We start from the raw sequence: 18050 nt of genomic DNA, 5'->3' as shown, positions 1-18050 counted from the left end.
TCGAACCGGTGTTCGGCAACCTCCGGCACAACAAACGCCTCAACCGTTTCACCCTGCGCGGCCGGCGCAAGGTTAATACCCAGTGGCAACTGTATTGTCTGGTGCACAACATCGAGAAACTGGCGCATCAGGGGTACGGGCAGTAAGCAACAAAGGGGAAATCCCTTGTTTGACGCCCGCTGGTCAACCGGGAGGCAGAAGGGCAGCGATCTGGCGTAGCAAAAGCATGAAAAGCAAAATGGCGCAGAGACAATCTGCGCCATTTTGTTTGCTGAAAATTCGGTGAGAAACGGGTTTTTCTACAGCCTCAACGTTCGACGTAGGGGGCGGCTTGCGGCTTGCCGCAAGACGTCCCCTTGACGGAGGGGTTAGGCGGCTCGCTCATAGGTTATGAACTTGTGGCCAGGAAAGAGGTCCTTCGCACGCTCGTGTAGTTGCTTGTGAATGGTCGGGATGCTTGCATCGCAAGCCGCAATGTGCTGACGCGCAATCTCCGCCCCATTCATCGCTCCAGCGAAAAGCCTTTCACCGAGAAGCGTGGCTACCTGCCCACCCGAAACGATCTTGCCGTTGAGTGCGGCATTCGCCAGCGCCGGCTGAACTTCTCCCACGTAGAACTCGTTGCGAGTCTTCAGGCTCTCCAGAGCCTGATGAAAGCGTTCCTGCTCTATTGCGATGCGCATGAGGAGCGCCGGGTCATCTGACTCCAGGAGGAACTCCAGGTCGGCTAGGTTGTGAACCAAATCTTGGTACGGGGGTGGTTTCAGTGCCGGTAGATTAAAAGCCCGCTCGAATTCCGACGTGTACTTCTCGAAATCACGTGCAAGCTGGTGAATGGCGTTTGCCTGCCTGATCATCACGAACAGGGCCCGATTCATCGCCTCTCGTTGCGTTGTAAGAAGCTTTCGGACTTCCTTCTCCTCGGTCAGCCGAAAGGCAAAGGTGGCTCCCAAGAATGTCCCGAACAGCGACAACAGCGGAACGACAGTGTCCTTCAGGGCGATGACGCCGGTGGCGAGTGAGACGGCTATCACTCCAGCTGAAAGCGCCAAAGCGATTGGGTAAAGCCAGACCGATCGTCGCAGGGGCAAAGATTTCATGAGACGCCTAACGCGAAGCTAAGCGGCGCGGGCCACAGAATGTCAGGAAACACGCCGCCGTCTCACTGCGTCCGCTTGAGCGTTGGGTTAGCAGCATTTAGTACGCTTTTAAAAGCTCATCAATTACTGGGTCCATTTTTGTTTTCGTACCTTGCCACTTCATCATTGAGAGGCCGCCCTTTCCGCGAAGGCGATACTCAGCAGAAGCAATTTTTCGACCTTTACTCTCCAATCTCAGCTCGGCATAAGACAAGTACGTGGAGAAATCCCACGACTGCAAAGCGGTGTAAGTTAGAACATACTCACATCGGTCGGGTGTTGAACCTGAGAATACTTCCGTAGAAATTCCATGGCGATCAAAGCCGTCTCTTATCACCGTAACGAAATCTGCAACGATAACTTTTGGGTTTTCTTCGATGCAGACATGTTTCAAATTGATGGAACGGTCAATTGGCTGTACTTGAATAGATGTACAGCCAACCAAAACTATAAACAAAGTAATGGCAGAGATATTTCTGAAGCGCATATTGTTCTCACCTTGTCTCGGTCAAGTACTGCTAACGTTCGACGTAAGGGGCGACCGCAAGTGGGCGAAGCCCGCTTGTGGACGTCCCCTTGACGGAGGGGTTAGAAGTCATAGCTTCAATTGCCCCCTGTTTTGCTCTACGGTCGCCATGATTTCTGGGTCATTGGCTAACCATCTTTGGTGATACGAAGAATATGTTTCATACCATTCGCGGCGGTGAAAATTCTCAAGCCGACTAAGCAATGATTCAACCGAAGACAAAGCGTTAAGCTTTTCAAGCTCCGACATTTTTAGTGCCTCAACTATGAGCTGCATTGCCCTCTCAGCGGCCTCAGGGGTGCTCGTATTCCAGGTGCGACCGTTACTGATTCGGAATCCATGAGGATCCATGTATCCATTGACAGGGCCAAACGGGAGGTTTGCACAGAGCACAACTAGCGTACTTCTTTTCCCTGACACGCCGTTGGCGTCAACCCACAGTTGGTGAAAGACGTCGTTCTTCTCTCGTGCAAACTTGCGCGGAGTTGTGCGTGAAAAACCTTGCTCTTTCAGATAGGGCCAAAGTACCCCGGTCACGGCCGCTGCGAGAGGATCCTTGGAGGTTGCCATATGACTTCTAACGCCCAAGGTAAGCGGCGCCGTAAGGAGCGCAGCGACTGAAGGGTACCAACAAGGGCCAGGACAATGGCGAAGCCATGGCCCTTGTTGGCGTCCGCTTGACCACCCAGTTAGGCGCTGGATTTTGGGGTTTGGTGATGCGCATCACTATTAAGTTTGCACTCTAATTTTCATTGTCTTGCTTCCGACCGACGCGAAACCAAACGACGTGCCCGTTAGTACGAGTTGCGCCGATTTCTTTGCGCAAACTATCCCGCAGCGACTCAAGTAAGGCATTCATTTCTGCATGCTGTTTTTTCGCAAGATCAGTTGCGAACTGCTGGACTAGGCGGATTTGCTCAGGTGTGCCGAATAGTTGGATGTCGGCAATCGCCTGCTCTACTTCCTCCGCAACTTCGTACAAACGGGGATGATTATTGGCTTTGCACAGGGCACGGAATACGCCCACGAGGTACGAAATGCGCTGCTCACGCCGCTTGTTCTCTCGATCACGGGCCGATGTGAAGAAGTGCGTGAGTGCTACAACGACAATCGCGACTCCTGCTGGAACAAGCACCTGTGCATGCTGAGGATTTAATGTTGCCATGTGAGAGCCTAATGTTTGAGGTAACCGGCAGCCGGAGCCGCGTAGCGGCGGAGGGAACCGAAAGCACAGCTTTGGGTTGTCCGGTTGACCGCGGGGTTAGGCAGCTTTGTGAGGCAGTTAGGCAGCGCGGGCATTCTTCTCTCGAGCAACGACGACGGCGCGACCTGTCTCGTAGAACCTTTCTACTATGGCTTGAATGTCAGCGGACTGAACTCCTCGTGTTCCTATCCAGCCTTCGTTCACGAAGGCGGTGAACTGTGAGTTGGTCATATATCGCGGCGCATTATCGAAGGTGATCTTTGAGCCGCCTCTCGAGCCTACTGGCCCATTTGGGCCTAGCAGGAAGTGCATGTATTCCCGCGACACATACATTCCCTTTATCAGCTCTCCCGAGGCGGGCCTGAGCCCCTTCTGCGGGACGAGTTTTAGCATGAACCCGTCATCATTCAGCCTAAACTGCTCGTGAGTCAATATCGAACCGGTCATTCGGTGATTAGCGCTGAATGCGTCCATTAGTGCTAGTTCCGAACGCAGTTGGGCGTCCGGGCGGTACAGCATCTCATCACCTTCTTCGCGCATGAGCTTGTACTGCACAAGGACGAACAGCTGAAACGATTCGTTGTAGTAGAGAAGGTCGACTCCGAGTGTGTGCTCCAAGTCGTTTCGGTTTGCGTAGATTACTTCCAGTCGCCGGTCTCCAGACTCGAACACGCTTATTCCAGCTTCATGCATTGGCGTCATTCCTGGCCAATTGAAAAGGTCATGCTGAATCGCGGCCTCTTCTTGAATATATTGATGTGGAATGCCTTTGATGAATGAAGATATTGCGCCGGGTCGCGAGACAAACTCGGCTGTCTTCTCACTCTCGTCGAGTTCTGTAAGTTGTTCTTCGCTTGGCGCCCATTCTCCGAGGACGCGGTCGCGGAGCTTGTTAGAGCCTGAGAAAATATCGAGCGCGATGCCAAGTGCGTCTCGCTCTTGAAGGAGGACTTCGGCGGCTTCGCCGGTTATTCTGTACCCGGAAAACTGAAGTAGCGCGACCAGGCGATCAATCTCGCTAGCGAAGTCGGGCCGTTCGGCTTTGATGGCGTTCAACACTAGAGCCCAAGTCGCCGGTGGAAATATTCCGCCAACGCCTTTAGAGACCAGGATAAAGTGCTTTTGGATTTGCTGGGAGAGACGCGCTTCAATGGCTTCGATCAAGACACCACCTAAGCTTACTATGCTTGAGAACTCGATCCGATTCTTTGAAGTAACGACTTGATTGCGTTTTCGCGCCAGGCAAATGAAGTCGATCGTTTCTTCGGAAAACGACAGGAGTGCAATTGTCGCGTCGCCAAGAACCCAGTCTCTGACGCTAAGGGCGTCAGTGAAGGGCGAGAAATCGCCTTCGACTCGCTCTCGGAGGAGGTCAGCGCGTCTGTCTTCATCAAAGCGGATGAGTATTCCAGTAGTCGGTCTTGGCATTTGGCGGGAGAGTCGTGTGACGGTGGGTTCAGCAGCCTAACGTTCAAGGTCAGGGGCGCTGCGCGGCTTTATCGCGCAGCGTCCCCTGCACCGCAGGGTTAGCCACCACCGGCGGCAACCATTTGGTAGTAGCTGAGGTAGATATTGCCTGTTTGAGCCGCATAGCGTTTCTTTCGTAGCAAGAGACTTGTGAAGTCAATGCGCTCCTCAAAGACGGCCATAAGGTCGCCACCGTCCATCAACAAGATGGCGGCACCACCAGCTTGATGAGCAGTAACGCCATCTTGGGAAAACCCGTTGATAGATAGGAAAATGCCAAGTGTGTTTTCAAGCTTCGTCGTGACCTTGTCGGAGAACACAGCCAGATCGGCTTTGTTCACAAGTTCCTTTTGCCACTTCGCCTCGAAGAGGTACTCGGTTCCGTCGAGTGAAAACGCGCCGTCAATTTGTTCACCGAGGTTCTTGAATGATGCCTTGGGGTCGAGATCGAACAGTTCAAACAGTTCGTACATGACGCGCTCAAGCTCGAACCCTCGGGTTTGCGCGTTGTCGGACCCGACCAAGGCCATGTATCGAACTCTGATTGCTTCCAGCCTCTGGCGAACGGCTGCATTGTCTTTGAGCTTCTTCGCAGCAAGTTCTTGCCGCCGTTTGATTTCGTCCTGTTCTTTCTTGACGTCTTGGTGCGGCTCGACAAGCTGCTTCAATTGATTTACCGCACTGCGCGCTTTTTCGACTTTTTGCGGCCCATCATCAAGTGGCTTGAGGTGCGAGAAGTCGGTGAGCTTGCATATTTCGTAACAGATTTTTGTCAGATCCCCAAGGTGACTGGCAGGGTTGGCGACCAAGTAGTCAACGATGTCGGATGCAATCTGTCGTTTGTAGTTTTCCCAGTTGAAGTTGTTGAGGACGCCTGGGTTCGACAAGCATAGTTGGAGAAATCCGCGCAAATCCGACTTGTACCAGTACACGGAGCACAGAGCTTCTTTGAGCGCCATGATTCCGGCTGGGGATAGCTGCTTGGCCAAGGGATGCTCCTGGGATGTGGTGGCTAACGTTCGAGGTAAGGGGCGGCTTGCGCGTACGCGCAAGACGTCCCCTTGACTGAGGGGTTGGGCGTCACGCTGCACCTTGCACCCGCGTGACGAGCCTTGATGCAGCCTGACGGAGCAGTTGCTCCAGGTCGTTGCGGCGAGCTGGGAGTTCCAGGCCTGCAAGGACGCGCCAGGAAAGGACTCTGCTCAGATACAGGGACCAAGGCATTCGCTGGGTGACTTGAAACGTGGCCTTCGGCTGCCTCGATCGAAGATGGTAGAGCCTTGCGGCAAGCCGGACTTGTGGCCGCCAATACAGAGGTAGACCGACAGCGCCTAGCGACAAATCTGTTGCGCTGCCAGACCGATAGCCCTGTACCACGACATCGAATGCCATATCTGTCGCAAGTGGGTTGTCCACTGCCTCGACCTTGGGCAAAGGAAGCAATTCGGCGAGCTCCATGAGAAGCGCCCGGTCGAGCGCTGGAGGCGCAGTGCCGGACAGCCCTTCAAGATGGCGAATGAGGTTGCCCGAGGTGATGCTGAGACTGCCGACGAAAACCCTCGGCGGCTCGCGCTTCATCAAGTTTCGCAGCACTCGACAACTCCTTATGACGCCCAACGTCCAAGCTCAGCGGACGACAAAAAGCGCAGCTTTTTGGCGGTCCGCTGGAGCGCAGTGTTAGCCACCACTTTGCAGAAAGACGCCATCATTGCTGGGGCGAGACTGCCGCAACTGTTTCGCGGAAAGCGCCGCCATTAATACTTTCATAGAAAGAGGCTATCCAGCGTTGTGAGTCAGGCTCCCATTCGAGCAGGTTGTATGAAACCGGTGAACCCTCGGCACCTAAAGAGCTACCACAACCGATAGCCGTGAGACGAGCGTGGTTCGACTCGCGCGCAACCTCTCGTTCAACGTACCGCGCTTTATGTTTGTGCCCATGGAGAATGGTCTTTACGTTCCAATCCATGCACCAGTGGTGCAGCTCTTCGGCGTTAGCCAGAACAAGAAGTTTTTCATCTCCGAGGCCAATCGCCTTAAGCGCTTTCTGAACCAGAGTCTCAGCTGGAACTTCAAACGAAAAAGGGTGGTGATGGACCAAAACAATCGGCAGATAGTCTTTCAATTCCGGTCGTGAAGCTGTTAGCGTGCGGTACTCGCCACCCAACTGTCTGAATTGGGATTTCGTTATTCTTCCTCGCGCGAAGGTTCCCTTCTCAGAGGAGTTGAAGCAGATAAATATCATCTTGCATTGATCGTCGACGACGATTTTTTGCGACCCGATCAGCGCGACATGTTTGTAGTCATCACCAAAAAGGCCAATCATTCTTTGGTCATGATTGCCAGTGATAGCGATTGGTTCACGCCCTCCGGCAAGCCGCGTGATGTTGTGTTTGAAGTTTGCAAATAGAGCCGCATAGTTCTTATTCGGCGTATCAAATAAGTCGCCAGTGATGACCACTCGGTCTACGTTCTGGACGATTTCACTTAGCTCGGAATCAAGGATCGCTTGATTTTCCGTAGCCTCTTCCGTCCCAAAATGGAGGTCGCTCAAGTGAAGCAAGCGACGGTAGTTTCGCGGTGCCCGCTTAGACCAATCTTGAAGAACATAATCGAAGCCTGACATCGTCGGAAATGGAAATGGTCGCCATGGCCTCATTTCATATTGTGCGTCCCTGAGCCTATGAACGAGTTCCTTCACTTCACTGAGCTTTGCAAACGCACTGACGCCTGTTTGTGTCCAAAACACGAACCCCGGCCAGTCTGGTGCCGAGTGAAGCGCCGTGGAGAAGGCAGGTAGAGGATCAAGCACCTCGAAGTTGCGCTCGAACATGCCGCTCTCTGGAATCAGTACGAGTAGTTGTCCATGCATCGGTGCGCTTGCTATTTCCCTCGCCACCTCCTGAACCTCGCCGCCTGAGCCTACCGTGAGCGCATAAAGTGGATATGCAGAAAATTCGTTTCTGAGGCCTTCTAGAAGTCGTCCCAACGTTGGCGGAGGAACCACGGGGTTCTCTTGAGCCGACGATGGACTTTCGCGCAATCTCATAGCTGCCTCGCGTGCGACAGCAGCTATTTGAGTGGGCCAGGGTTCAAACCCGCGCCCGGGGATCAGGTAGCGCTCGGCTTCATACGAAAGTACGTCAAGAAACTCGCCAAGGTGTTGCCTAAGGACTCGGGGCGGCGAATTTGAGCGCGACGTGACGTACGTCATGATATTCGCGTGTTCAAGTTTGAATATCGCTCCCATTACTTTCTCCTTGGCTTCGTTCGAGTGCCGCTACGCTCGGCTTGTGGTGGCTAACGTGAAGCTAAGGGGCGCCGCGCTTTTGCGGCGTCCCGCTTGAGCGTAAGGTTAGAACTCATGTTTTCGGAGCGCCCGGAAACGCTGCCAGAACACCCTTTTTTTCTTCTGACAACAACTTGATTTGTTCAGGTGTGATTGGCCCCTTCGCCAACTCATCAAGCAGACGCGAATTAAAGATGACATACCCTGCGAGCGGCGCTACTAACCCACCGCCTGCGGCCTTGGCTGACTCCATGTCACGCTGAAACTCAGCAAGACCAAGGTCTGCTGCAACCTTGAAGCGTTCGCGCTTGGCTTGGTAGTGCTGCTGGAGCCACAGCCCTAGAAGCGATGCCCCTGCACCAACGACACCTCCAATTAGACCAGCGATTGCAGCATCCATATGCTCTCCTGAGTTCTAACGTAAAGTATACACCTTAACAGGTGTATACTCAGTTGAAAATAGGTGTATATTAAGCGTATATATTTATATAATTCAATAAGTTGATTTGATGGTGAGCTTGCAATGACACCAAGTAGTGGGGCGCAGTCGCCCCGTTTGTTGGATCAGTTGCGTGACAAGATTCGGACCAGGCATTACAGCCTGCGAACTGAGACGCAGTATGTGCATTGGGTTCGGCGGTTTATCTTGTTTCATGGCAAACAACACCCTAAAGAGATGGGTGGGCCGGAGGTGGAGGCTTTTTTGACGCATCTTGCGGTAGTGGGGCAGGTGGCGGCTTCTACCCAAAACCAGGCATTGTCTGCACTGCTTTTCTTGTATCGCGAGGTGTTGGGGCTGGAATTGCCCTGGATGCAGGATATGGTTCGGGCAAAACGGCCTGCACGTTTGCCGGTGGTGTTGACCGAACGGGAAGTGATGGCAGTGCTGGAGCGTATGTCGGGTGTGTATGGCTTGATGGCACGGTTGTTGTATGGCACGGGCATGCGGTTGATGGAGTGTGTGCGGTTGCGTGTGAAAGATGTGGATTTTGAGCGTGGGGAGATTTTGATTCGTGATGGCAAGGGTGGCAAAGACCGGGTCACAATGTTGCCACGCGTCTTGTCTGAGCCATTGCGTGCCCATCTGGTTTTGCGCCGGCATGTGTATACAGATGATTTGGCGAAGGGGATGGCGGCGGTGTTTTTGCCTGATGCGCTTGCCCGCAAGTATCCGAATGCGGCATCTGACTGGGGCTGGCAATATGTGTTCCCATCCGGTAGTTATTCCACCGACCCCAGAAGTGGCGAGACACGACGACACCATCTGGATGAGAAGTTGTTGCAGCGGGCGATGAAAAAAGCGGTGGTGGCGTCAGGCCTGACCAAGCCGGCAACGCCGCATACACTGCGGCATAGCTTTGCCACCCATTTGTTACAGCGTGGCTATGATATTCGGACAGTGCAAGAGCTGCTTGGCCATGCGGACGTGGCGACGACGATGATCTACACCCATGTTTTGAACAAGGGTGGCAAGGGGGTGGAAAGCCCGTTGGATAGGTTGTAGAAGAGGATCTGCCCAGTGTAGGCCAGGGTAAGTCAAACGCGATTTGTACCGCGCGGGGGCAATAGCCGCCGCTGAAATCAAACCGGCATGGGCCCATGCCGGTTTTTTGCTTTCAGGGGGCGATCAGTTCTGCACGACGGGTTCGATCAGGATTTCGACCCGGCGGTTTTGCGAGCGGCCGGCTTCGGTGTCGTTGCTGGCACGGGGTTGGGTTTCGCCACGGCCATAGGCTTGCAGGCGCTCTGGGGCAACCTGGCGGGTCAGCAGGTAATCTTGTACGGCGTTGGCGCGGTTTTCAGACAGCGTCTGGTTGCTGGCATCCGAGCCGACATTGTCGGTATGGCCTTCGATTTCCAGCGTGGTTTTGCCATAGGTGTTCAATACCTTGGCAATCTTGTCCATCACTGGGTAGAAGCCAGGTTTGATGGCATAGGAGTTGGTGGCGAAGGCGGTGGCGTTGGTCATGGTGACGCGCAGGTTGTGTTCGCCTACCTTGGTGATCTGGATGCTGCCTTGTTGTACTTCCGGCGCTAGTACTTTGTTCAGGTCCTTGGCTTGGCTATCCATGTAATTGCCGACCAGGCCGCCAGCCAGGCCGCCACCAACGGCACCAATCAATGCACCTTTGCCACGGTTCTTGTGATTGATCGCAGCACCTGCAACTGCTCCACCTACTGCGCCGATGATGGCGCCGGCTTCGGTATTGGTCAGTGGACGTGACCGGCCGTACTCGTCAGTGGCACATGCAGTCAGGCCCATTGCAAGGATGAGCGCGAGCGAAATGGAAGAACGTAAGGTCATGAACGGATTCTCTATTGAGGGCTGCAAAGCTTAAGTTTATCGGCTGGCAAGGGCAGCGGCAATTGCGGTGATCCGTTTGGAAACAATGTCGTGGAAAAGTGTTGCGTTGATGCCATGGGCACCATGGGTATTCAGCACCACAGCCAGCATGGCGCTGGCTGTTGTGACGGGTGATTTCAGCGGCCTAGCAGGCTGAGCACTTGTCGTGGCTGTGCGTTGGCTTGGGCCTGGGTGGCCAGGTTGGCTTGGCTGCGAATGTTTTGTGAGGCCAGATCGGCCGTCGCCGAGGCATAGTCGGTATCACCAATACGGCTGCGCGCGGCCGACAGGTTTTCTGAAGTTTGTTGCAGGTTGTCGATGGCGGCGCTGAAACGGTTGCTGACCGCGCCAAAGTCGCTGCGTGATTGAGACAGGGTGGCCAGGTCGGTATCCAGATTCTGCAATGACTGGGTGGCACCTGCCTGGCTGGTCAGATCGATACTGCCCGCCAGGGAGTACAAGCCGCCACTGCCTGGTGCGCTGGCCAGATTGGTCGACGTGACCGCGATCTGGTCATTGGCATTGGGCCCAGATTGGAATATCTGGGTTGCACCGCCTTGTAGCAGCGGTGTGCCGTTGAAGCTGGTATCCGACACGATGGACGCGTTGGATTGGGTCAATTGATTGGCCTCGGCCTGTAGTGCCGAGCGATCATCTGCACTTAACGTGCCGTTACCGGCTTGCACGGCCAGCTCGCGCAGACGCTGCGAGTTGGATTGCAGTTGCTCCAGTGCGCCATCGGCTACTTGTGCCAGCGAGATACCGTCGTTCAGATTGGCACTGGCCCGGTTATTACCTGCGATCTGTGCGGCAAATTGTTCAACAATGGCTGACCCTGCCGGGTCGGTGGCCGCGCTGTTGATACGTTTACCGGTAGAGAGCGACTGAAGTGTCTTGGCTTGGGACTGCTGAATGTCATTCAGCTTGTTCTGCGAAAACAGCGACGGTTGGTTGCTGTTGATCGAGAGTGCCATGATTGGAGTCTCCTGTTGCGTGGCAGACGACACAACATCGGCTGGCCATGATAAGGGGCCAGGCATGGCAGTGCTGCCCCTATGTCTTTATCACTTTACTCCAAAAGTATAGATGAAACAGATTTTTATTGATTCGGATGAATGTGAATCTTGCCAGCTGGATGTTGCTGTCGAATGGCCTGGGTTGGGTGTTGTATTCATGCCAAGCAGTGGATGAAGTCTGCCAGCCTGATCATTTCAATGCATGTGATTTTTCATATGTAATGTGATGGTCGATATGCTGTATTACCTTGGTCATGCCTTTTACATATCCGTGTCTTTAGGGTGTGTCGATGTGGATGTTGGCATGATGTGTGGGATTGCCCTGATTACCGAGCTTTGCCTGACCTGCTGCAATCGCCATCGGGCTGCCTGTCTACAGGTGGTGCAAGTGTGGAAGGGCCGGCAAAACAGGCAATCCACATTGGCATTGACCAAGGAACAGGTGTACCCGACTCAAACAAGAGGAAGCTTGATGCCACCTTTGTCGTTGCATTGCTGTAATGATGAAGTGGCGCCTGGAGCGACCTGACAAAATTGGCCTGCTGCCTGCCTGCTGTATTGGCGTGGCTTGGTAAGCAGGCTGTCCATCTGATAGGGAGTGACATGAGAACTAAATCAATTCGTCGTACATTTCGACTAGGTGTGCTTGCCTTGGGGGTTGCACTGTCGTTTGGTGCCACACCAGCATTTGCTGATGTGGTACCGGCGCCGTTGGTCAAATACGATTACGAGCACGACATTTTCCATGCGGTTCATGCCAAGAATGGCATGGTTGCAGCAGAGCACGAGCTGGCGACCCGGGTTGGGGTGGAGATCCTCAAGCGGGGCGGCAATGCGGTCGATGCGGCTGTGGCAGTCGGCTTTGCGCTGGCCGTGGTATTGCCGAATGCCGGTAACCTGGGTGGTGGCGGTTTCATGATGCTGCACAACGGCAAGACCGGGCAGGATGTGGCACTGGATTTCCGTGAAATTGCACCTGCCAAAGCTGGCCGTGACATGTATCTGGATGAGAAAGGCAATGTAGCGGAAGGACGTTCGCTGTACACCCATTTGGCTGTTGGAGTACCGGGCACGGTGGCTGGGATGGAGCACGCGTTGAAGCGCTGGGGCACCATGAGCTTGGCTGAGGTGATTGCGCCTTCGATCAAACTGGCAGAGGAGGGAATGGTTGTCAGCCCCACACTGGCCAAGATGATGGAAGTGGAGCGTGACAACCTGGGCAAGTGGGACAGCACGCGGGAAATCTTCTTCAAGGATGGCCGCCCATTGCAGGTTGGCGACAAACTGGTTCAGAAAGATCTCGCCAAGTCATTGAAGCTGATCGCCAAAGAGGGTAGCAAGGCTTTTTATGAAGGCCCGATTGCTGACCAGATTGTTGCAGAAATGCAAAAGCATGGTGGCTTGATCAGCAAAGCGGACTTGAAACAGTACAAGGTTGCGGAGCGGGCGCCGGTCAGCGGCAATTATCGTGGCTATAAGGTGGTGTCGATGCCGCCACCCAGTTCCGGTGGTACGCATATTGTACAGATTCTGAACATGCTGGAACGTTATCCGCTGGCTGATACCGGTTTGAACAGTGCGCAAACCATCCATTACATGGCAGAGGCGATGAAGCTGGCGTATGCAGACCGTGCCGAGTATCTGGGTGACCCGGATTTCGTCAAGGTACCGGTCAACGGCCTGACTGCAAAACGCTATGCCGACGAGTTGGCCAAACGAATCAGCCCGACGGCGGTGTTGCCCGCAGCCGACATCAAGCCAGGCAAGCCGCAGCCGTATGAAAGCGACCAGACCACCCATTATTCTGTGGTGGACAGCAAAGGCAATGCCGTTGCGGTGACATATACACTAAATCTGAATTTTGGTAGTGGGATTGTGGCCAAGGGCACCGGTATTCTGCTGAACAACGAAATGGACGATTTTTCGGCCAAGCCGGGTGTGCCCAATGCCTATGGTTTGATTGGCGGCGAAGCCAACGCGATTCAGGCTAGCAAGCGGCCATTGTCGTCCATGTCGCCCACGCTGGTGCTGAAAGACAACAAACCTTGGTTGGTGACAGGTAGCCCCGGCGGTGCGCGCATCATTACCACCACATTGCAGACCATCATCAATGCGATCGATTTTGGCATGAACCCGGCGGAATCGGCCTCCACCCCTCGTGTTCATCACCAGTGGTTGCCGGACGAGCTGCGTGTGGAAAAGGGTTTGAGCCCAGATACCTTGAAACTGTTGCGTGACCAGGGTTACAAGGTGGCGGTGAAGCCGACCATGGGTCGTACGCAGACAATTCAGGTACGCGAGGATGGCATGTATGGCTACTCCGACCCGCGTAATCCCGATGGTGCAACCATGGGTTACTGATCGGCAGGTTTGAACCGAGCCCATTGGGCTCGGTATTGTTTGCTTCAAAAGCCACTTGGTGACAGGTGGCTTTTTTGTTTTGTGCTGGGGATGCTAATTACGGCTTATCGGCTTCCGCTGCTGTGAAATGTATGGTGACAGGCGTGTGTCGATCAGCTTTCATGCAGCTCTAATGACGATAGTTCGCCTTTTTCCAGATGCCGGACGGCATGGGCGCGTTCGGCAGCGCGCTGGTCGTGTGTCACCATGATGATGGTTTTGCCCAGCTGGGTATTCAGTTGATCCAGCAGGTCGAGAATCTCGCCGGCCGATTTACGGTCCAGGTCGCCGGTGGGTTCGTCTGCCACAATCAAGGCTGGGTCCGTGACAATGGCGCGGGCAATGGCGACCCGCTGCTGTTGGCCACCGGATAGTTCGTTAGGGTAGTGCTTGATGCGGTCGGCCAGGCCCACCATGCTGAGCGCCGCTTCTGCATGGGCACGTCGCTGGTGGGCGCTCAGACCGGTCAGCATCAGCGGCAGTTCGACATTTTCCAGAGCAGTCAGTACTGGCATCAGGTTATAGAACTGGAAAATGAAGCCAACATTGCCTGCACGCCAATCGGCCAACGCTGATTCGCTCAAGCGGGAAATGTCCTGCCCTGAAACCAGGATCTGGCCGGAGCTGGGTTTGTCGATACCGGCGATCAGATTCAACAGGGTTGATTTGCCGGAGCCGGAGGGCCCCATCAACCCCAGAAAATCGCCATTGTTGATGCCGAAGGAAATGTCGGTCAGTACCGGCACAATCTGGTCGCCACGTTGGTAACTTTTGGCAACATTGATCAGGGAAACGGCCACGCTCATTTTTCAGCCACCACGGCAGCACCACCTTCTTTCAAGTGATCGGTGGGCTTACTGATCACCTTGTCGCCAATTTTGACCGGGCCGCTGATGGTTTGCAGGTCACCTAACTTTTCGCCACGTTGTACAGGCACACGCTTGAGCTTACCGTCGACAATTTGCCATAACGTCGCTTCCTTGCCATCCCCAGCCAGTGCGGCCGGGTTGACGGCCATTTTCGGTGTTCTTTCGTGGCTGGTCAGTTCCCGTTCCAGAAAAGCCACTTTGGCACTCATTTCCGGCAAGACTCTGTCACTCTTCTCGACAAAGCGGATCTTGAACATGACGGTTGCCTTGGACCGATCCACGGAGGGTACCTGGCTGGCCACCACGCCTTTCAAACGGACATCTGGCAGTGCATCCAACTGAATTTCACAAGGCATGCCCACCTTGACCTTGCCAATGCTGGATTCCGCCACATCGGCTTCTACTTCCAATGTGCTCAAATCTGCCATGGTGACCACCGCTGCTTTGGCTTCTGCACTGGATGAAAAAGGGGCGACCACGTCACCGACATTGGCATTCTTGGTCAGGATCACGCCATCGAACGGTGCGCGGATTTCGGTATTGGCAACCGCCACTTTGGCCGCTTCGGTACCGGCGGCAGCAGCCCCGATGCCAGATTGGGCACCAGCCACGGTTGCTTTGGCTCGATCCAGCCGTGCTTTGACCTGATCCAGTTCAGCGTTGGAGATGAAGTTCTGCTGCTTCAAATCCAGGGCGCGGTCGTGGGCGCGGCTGGCATCCTGCAATTCGGCCCGAGCTTCCTGCAGGCGAGCCCGTGCCACGTCGATATTGGCAGCAGCTTGGGCCACATTGGCTTTCAGGTCGGCATTTTCCAGCCGGGCAATCAATTCGCCCGCCTTGACTGTTGACCCTTCACGCACGCCCAGCCATTCCAACCGGCCAGTGGCCTTGGATGCAATGGATGCCTTACGCTGTGCGACCACGTAGCCAGTGGCATTCAATACAGTAATGGCTTGTGACGGATAAGCTTGGGTAACGGAGGTCAGCTGTACACTGGTGGGGCGGTTGGCCATGCTGAAGCCAATACCGGTGACGACCAGTACGGCAATGCCAATGCCGATCCAACGACCAAGATGACGCGACTTGCGGGGTGTGGCCAACAATGGCTGACGTTCGATTTTTAGCTTGGAGATGTCGTTATCCATATCTTTGTCCGACAATCAGGTGGGCCTGCACAGTATAACCATTGCACCGTTGCCAGACGAGGTACTTGTCGCGAAATGCGCGCGCCAGGCTTTATCTCCCATGGCATGATACGCCCACCACCGGTATGTTGTTGTCGGTCAGCTTCGCTTACCAGTATCGGTTTTGCCACGTTGTATGCAGCATGGTTGGTGTCACCGTTCGACCAGGGCTTGCATACGGTGAGGGTGGACAGTTGCAGTATGCTGGCGAGCTATGGGTATCTGAAGCTCAGCTGAGGCCGCACAGTCATGGTTGGTCAAGTTACAGGCATGGGTTGATTCAGTCGCCTTTGTGCAGGTAGACGCCGGCGGTAAATGCCAGCGCTGCCAACAATGAGCATGAGGTACGCACGTGATTCCACAATGTCCAACGTGCAATATAACGTCGCCAGTCCGTTTCCGATTCCAGCTTGGTCGGGCTGATTGTCGCTAATTGCTGGTTGAGGGGCACGTTCAGGCGGGCCGTGACGCCAAAGCTGCCGATCAGGTATAGGCCACTACCCAACAGAAACCAGATGGCGCTTGGTTGTGGCCAGTAGGTTGCACCCCATCCAATCAGCACCAGGCAGGTGAGGGCAACGCCGAGAAATGCAGTGAAGAATCCTGGATTGAGTACCGTGACATTGATGGCTTGCATGGCGGCAATGCCACTGTTGGCGGGTATGCTGGCCAGTGCACGCATTACGAAATTGGAAAAGGCGAAGAAGATGCCGGCAATCAGCCCACTGCCAATAGCCGCGCCGATCGCCAGATAAAGTGCAAGACTATCAACCATTTTCACCGCCTGCCGACATGAGTGGAAAAGAGGGAAATGCAGTTGCTGCCAACCCATAGACTAAACCAGATTGGCGGTAGCTTGCGAATCCTGGCGTGGGTTGCCATACCCAGTTGACCTGCCTTGAGGGCTGCACGGGTGGCATGAGGCCATCATGATGGTTAACGCAAACTGCCTACCAGCCTGTGGTTCATCCATCTGGCCTTCTTGCTCCTGTTGCTCAAAAGACTTTGAACAGGTTCTAAATGTTTAGTCCCACGGTGTGCTGAGGTGATCCAACATTGGATCAACCCAACCGTTTTTCGCCTATTGCAAACGTGGCTTTCTGAATACGGCCTTCTGCAACTTCGTAGATGCATAACATCTCGATGGTACCTTTGCCTTCTGGAAAGTTACGGGTGATTGATTCGAAATCGACAATTACATTGGCCATGACCGTGCGGGAGAGCAGGCGGGCGTATAGATCGGGTTCTGCAAATCGGGCAAGAAAACGTTCGCGCAGGGCCGCATGGCCTTGTGCCAGGCATTCACCCTGCAGCGTATATTGACTGGCGTCGGGAGCGTAGGTGGCCAGTAGGGCGTCAATGTCCTTGGCGTTATAAGCGGTTAATTGGGCTTCGATGACGGCAAGTGGCGCAGGAAAAGTCATGGTATCTGTCTTTGTGTTAATGATGGTTGATGATCAGCGAGTCAAGGGCTGCTAACAAAGCCTATTCGCAAGGGGCAAGTAAATCAAAGAGCAAGTCAGGTTGTGCAGAGTGTAATGCGTATCGAGGCGTCGTTTGATATGAATGCAAAACCTCCTAAAGTCGGTGAACCAGGCATGGGTCCGTTCCATCACCCGGCGGCGCAGGCCCAGACGCTTGCTAGTCCATCGCTCAGGTTGAACAGGGTTGTTCCGCCTCGATACGGATGTGTTCTGCCAGAAAGTCCAAAAACGCACGCACACGCAACGGCATGTGCCCGCCCTGACCGACATAGACGGCATGTATTTCCTCCAGGTCACCGGGATTGCAGTCCTCAAGCACTGTTTGTAGTCGGCCAGCAGCAATGTCTTCGCGTACCTGAAAGGCTGCCAGACGGGCCATGCCCAGCCCAGCCAAGGCTAGGTGACGTAGTGCCTCGCCATCGCTCGCCTGCGCGTTACCACTCACAGGAACCACGATGTCCCGGCCGTCATGCCGGAGCGGCCAGCCAGGTTGTACGCGCGCGTAGTTCACACCTATGCGGTTATGAGTCAGCAGTTCCTGCGGCGTGGTAGGGAGGCTGTGGCGCGCCAGGTAGTCGGGCGTGGCTACGATCGCCATTCGCGTGGCACCCAGCTTGCGTGCCATCAGGTTTGAATCTTTCAGCGGGCCGGCGCGCACCGCTACGTCGGTGCGTTGTTCCAGGATGTCGATGACTTCATCGGTAAGCATGATGTCGAGCGTCACGTCGGTATGTTGCGACAGGAATGCAGGTGCCAGCGGTAGCAGGAAGTGGTGTCCGAAAGGGACATTGGCATTGACGCGTAGCCGGCCGCGTGGCGCAACGTGCTCGCTGGCACAGCGCTCGGCTTCGTCCAGGTCGGCCAAGATGCGCACACCACGTTCGTAGAACGCACAGCCTTCGGCGGTGAGCTGAAGTTGACGGGTAGAGCGGTTCACCAGCCTCGTGCCTAGGCGTTGTTCCAGCCGTGCGACCAGCTTGCTGACCGCTGAGGGTGTCATGCCACAGGCGCGGGCCGCGGCGGAGAAACCACCCAGTTCGATCACTCGCACGAACACTTCCAGTTCGCCGGAACGGTTGACGTCCAGTCGGGCCATGCATGCCTCCTTGATGAGTTCAGGTCACAAATGAT

Annotated in this window: 19 protein-coding genes; 3 read left to right on the top strand and 16 right to left on the bottom strand. The window is 54.7% G+C overall.

Annotation, left to right across the window (positions count from 1 at the left end; translation table 11 throughout):
- Positions 1–146 (top strand): transposase (locus FFS57_RS09850; RefSeq protein ID WP_171013799.1); only part of this gene is annotated, 146 nt, incomplete at its 5' end.
- Between the two features lie 222 nt (positions 147–368).
- Here FFS57_RS09850 and FFS57_RS09845 read toward each other — a convergent pair.
- From FFS57_RS09845 to FFS57_RS09805, 9 genes are all read right to left on the bottom strand, one after another.
- Positions 369–1100, bottom strand: a complete 732-nt coding sequence (locus tag FFS57_RS09845) for a hypothetical protein (protein WP_137937614.1) — start codon at positions 1098–1100, stop codon at positions 369–371.
- Between the two features lie 97 nt (positions 1101–1197).
- A complete protein-coding gene (locus tag FFS57_RS09840; RefSeq protein ID WP_137937613.1) occupies positions 1198–1626 on the bottom strand; it encodes an Sbal_3080 family lipoprotein in 429 nt (142 codons plus the stop codon).
- A 108-nt stretch (positions 1627–1734) separates the two neighbouring features.
- The gene (locus FFS57_RS09835; protein ID WP_137937612.1) at positions 1735–2235 is read right to left on the bottom strand and encodes a hypothetical protein; all 501 of its coding nucleotides are present in this window, start codon (positions 2233–2235) and stop codon (positions 1735–1737) included.
- Positions 2236–2407: 172 nt separating this feature from the next.
- Positions 2408–2830 (bottom strand): hypothetical protein, encoded by a 423-nt coding sequence (locus FFS57_RS09830; protein ID WP_137937611.1) that lies wholly within the window; start codon positions 2828–2830, stop codon positions 2408–2410.
- Between the two features lie 117 nt (positions 2831–2947).
- Positions 2948–4297: a hypothetical protein gene (locus FFS57_RS09825; protein WP_137937610.1), complete on the bottom strand. Its 1350-nt coding sequence runs from the start codon at positions 4295–4297 to the stop codon at positions 2948–2950.
- A gap of 98 nt (positions 4298–4395) precedes the next feature.
- A complete protein-coding gene (locus FFS57_RS09820) occupies positions 4396–5325 on the bottom strand; it encodes a hypothetical protein (protein ID WP_137937609.1) in 930 nt (309 codons plus the stop codon).
- Between the two features lie 91 nt (positions 5326–5416).
- On the bottom strand, positions 5417–5794 hold the full coding sequence (locus tag FFS57_RS09815; protein ID WP_137937608.1) for a hypothetical protein: 378 nt from the start codon (positions 5792–5794) through the stop codon (positions 5417–5419).
- Between the two features lie 247 nt (positions 5795–6041).
- A complete protein-coding gene (locus tag FFS57_RS09810) occupies positions 6042–7583 on the bottom strand; it encodes a metallophosphoesterase family protein (protein ID WP_137937607.1) in 1542 nt (513 codons plus the stop codon).
- A gap of 112 nt (positions 7584–7695) precedes the next feature.
- Complete coding sequence (locus FFS57_RS09805) at positions 7696–8022, bottom strand: hypothetical protein (protein WP_137937606.1); 327 nt, start codon at positions 8020–8022, stop codon at positions 7696–7698.
- A 123-nt stretch (positions 8023–8145) separates the two neighbouring features.
- Between FFS57_RS09805 and FFS57_RS09800 the strand changes: the two genes are divergently transcribed.
- Complete coding sequence (locus FFS57_RS09800; RefSeq protein WP_137937605.1) at positions 8146–9126, top strand: integron integrase; 981 nt, start codon at positions 8146–8148, stop codon at positions 9124–9126.
- A 123-nt stretch (positions 9127–9249) separates the two neighbouring features.
- Here the strand turns inward: FFS57_RS09800 and FFS57_RS09795 are convergent, their stop codons facing one another.
- Together FFS57_RS09795 and FFS57_RS09790 are read right to left on the bottom strand one after the other, a co-directional pair.
- Positions 9250–9927 (bottom strand): YiaD family glycine zipper/OmpA-like lipoprotein, encoded by a 678-nt coding sequence (locus FFS57_RS09795; protein WP_137937604.1) that lies wholly within the window; start codon positions 9925–9927, stop codon positions 9250–9252.
- A gap of 176 nt (positions 9928–10103) precedes the next feature.
- Positions 10104–10940: a flagellin N-terminal helical domain-containing protein gene (locus tag FFS57_RS09790; protein WP_137937603.1), complete on the bottom strand. Its 837-nt coding sequence runs from the start codon at positions 10938–10940 to the stop codon at positions 10104–10106.
- A 645-nt stretch (positions 10941–11585) separates the two neighbouring features.
- Between FFS57_RS09790 and ggt the strand changes: the two genes are divergently transcribed.
- Positions 11586–13343, top strand: coding sequence for a gamma-glutamyltransferase (gene ggt / locus FFS57_RS09785; RefSeq protein WP_137937602.1), 1758 nt, complete (start codon positions 11586–11588; stop codon positions 13341–13343).
- A gap of 152 nt (positions 13344–13495) precedes the next feature.
- On the opposite strand, the gene FFS57_RS09780 is transcribed toward ggt, so the two are convergent.
- The 5 genes from FFS57_RS09780 to FFS57_RS09760 all read right to left on the bottom strand — a co-directional run bounded on the left by FFS57_RS09780 (position 13496) and on the right by FFS57_RS09760 (position 18015).
- Complete coding sequence (locus tag FFS57_RS09780) at positions 13496–14188, bottom strand: ABC transporter ATP-binding protein (protein WP_137937601.1); 693 nt, start codon at positions 14186–14188, stop codon at positions 13496–13498.
- Positions 14185–15396 carry an efflux RND transporter periplasmic adaptor subunit gene (locus FFS57_RS09775; RefSeq protein ID WP_137937600.1) on the bottom strand — a complete coding sequence of 404 codons (1212 nt, stop codon included), beginning with the start codon at positions 15394–15396 and terminating at the stop codon, positions 14185–14187. The genes FFS57_RS09780 and FFS57_RS09775 overlap by 4 nt, the downstream gene beginning before the upstream one ends.
- A gap of 319 nt (positions 15397–15715) precedes the next feature.
- Positions 15716–16210, bottom strand: coding sequence for an anthrone oxygenase family protein (locus FFS57_RS09770; protein ID WP_137937599.1), 495 nt, complete (start codon positions 16208–16210; stop codon positions 15716–15718).
- Positions 16211–16496: 286 nt separating this feature from the next.
- Positions 16497–16859, bottom strand: coding sequence for a nuclear transport factor 2 family protein (locus FFS57_RS09765; protein ID WP_137937598.1), 363 nt, complete (start codon positions 16857–16859; stop codon positions 16497–16499).
- Positions 16860–17088: 229 nt separating this feature from the next.
- Positions 17089–18015, bottom strand: coding sequence for a LysR family transcriptional regulator (locus tag FFS57_RS09760; protein WP_137937597.1), 927 nt, complete (start codon positions 18013–18015; stop codon positions 17089–17091).
- Positions 18016–18050 lie beyond the last annotated feature (35 nt).

The organism is Chitinivorax sp. B, assembly GCF_005503445.1.
Taxonomy (GTDB): domain Bacteria; phylum Pseudomonadota; class Gammaproteobacteria; order Burkholderiales; family SCOH01; genus Chitinivorax.
This window is presented reverse-complemented; position numbering and strand designations above follow the sequence as displayed.

Coding starts and splice junctions, on each gene's coding strand:
- FFS57_RS09845 (WP_137937614.1), bottom strand. CDS start 1,100: ATGAAATCTTTGCCCCTGCGACGATCGGTCTGGCTTTACCCAATCGCT.
- FFS57_RS09840 (WP_137937613.1), bottom strand. CDS start 1,626: ATGCGCTTCAGAAATATCTCTGCCATTACTTTGTTTATAGTTTTGGTT.
- FFS57_RS09835 (WP_137937612.1), bottom strand. CDS start 2,235: ATGGCAACCTCCAAGGATCCTCTCGCAGCGGCCGTGACCGGGGTACTT.
- FFS57_RS09830 (WP_137937611.1), bottom strand. CDS start 2,830: ATGGCAACATTAAATCCTCAGCATGCACAGGTGCTTGTTCCAGCAGGA.
- FFS57_RS09825 (WP_137937610.1), bottom strand. CDS start 4,297: ATGCCAAGACCGACTACTGGAATACTCATCCGCTTTGATGAAGACAGA.
- FFS57_RS09815 (WP_137937608.1), bottom strand. CDS start 5,794: ATGGAGCTCGCCGAATTGCTTCCTTTGCCCAAGGTCGAGGCAGTGGAC.
- FFS57_RS09810 (WP_137937607.1), bottom strand. CDS start 7,583: ATGGGAGCGATATTCAAACTTGAACACGCGAATATCATGACGTACGTC.
- FFS57_RS09805 (WP_137937606.1), bottom strand. CDS start 8,022: ATGGATGCTGCAATCGCTGGTCTAATTGGAGGTGTCGTTGGTGCAGGG.
- FFS57_RS09800 (WP_137937605.1), top strand. CDS start 8,146: ATGACACCAAGTAGTGGGGCGCAGTCGCCCCGTTTGTTGGATCAGTTG.
- FFS57_RS09795 (WP_137937604.1), bottom strand. CDS start 9,927: ATGACCTTACGTTCTTCCATTTCGCTCGCGCTCATCCTTGCAATGGGC.
- FFS57_RS09790 (WP_137937603.1), bottom strand. CDS start 10,940: ATGGCACTCTCGATCAACAGCAACCAACCGTCGCTGTTTTCGCAGAAC.
- ggt (WP_137937602.1), top strand. CDS start 11,586: ATGAGAACTAAATCAATTCGTCGTACATTTCGACTAGGTGTGCTTGCC.
- FFS57_RS09780 (WP_137937601.1), bottom strand. CDS start 14,188: ATGAGCGTGGCCGTTTCCCTGATCAATGTTGCCAAAAGTTACCAACGT.
- FFS57_RS09775 (WP_137937600.1), bottom strand. CDS start 15,396: ATGGATAACGACATCTCCAAGCTAAAAATCGAACGTCAGCCATTGTTG.
- FFS57_RS09770 (WP_137937599.1), bottom strand. CDS start 16,210: ATGGTTGATAGTCTTGCACTTTATCTGGCGATCGGCGCGGCTATTGGC.
- FFS57_RS09765 (WP_137937598.1), bottom strand. CDS start 16,859: ATGACTTTTCCTGCGCCACTTGCCGTCATCGAAGCCCAATTAACCGCT.
- FFS57_RS09760 (WP_137937597.1), bottom strand. CDS start 18,015: ATGGCCCGACTGGACGTCAACCGTTCCGGCGAACTGGAAGTGTTCGTG.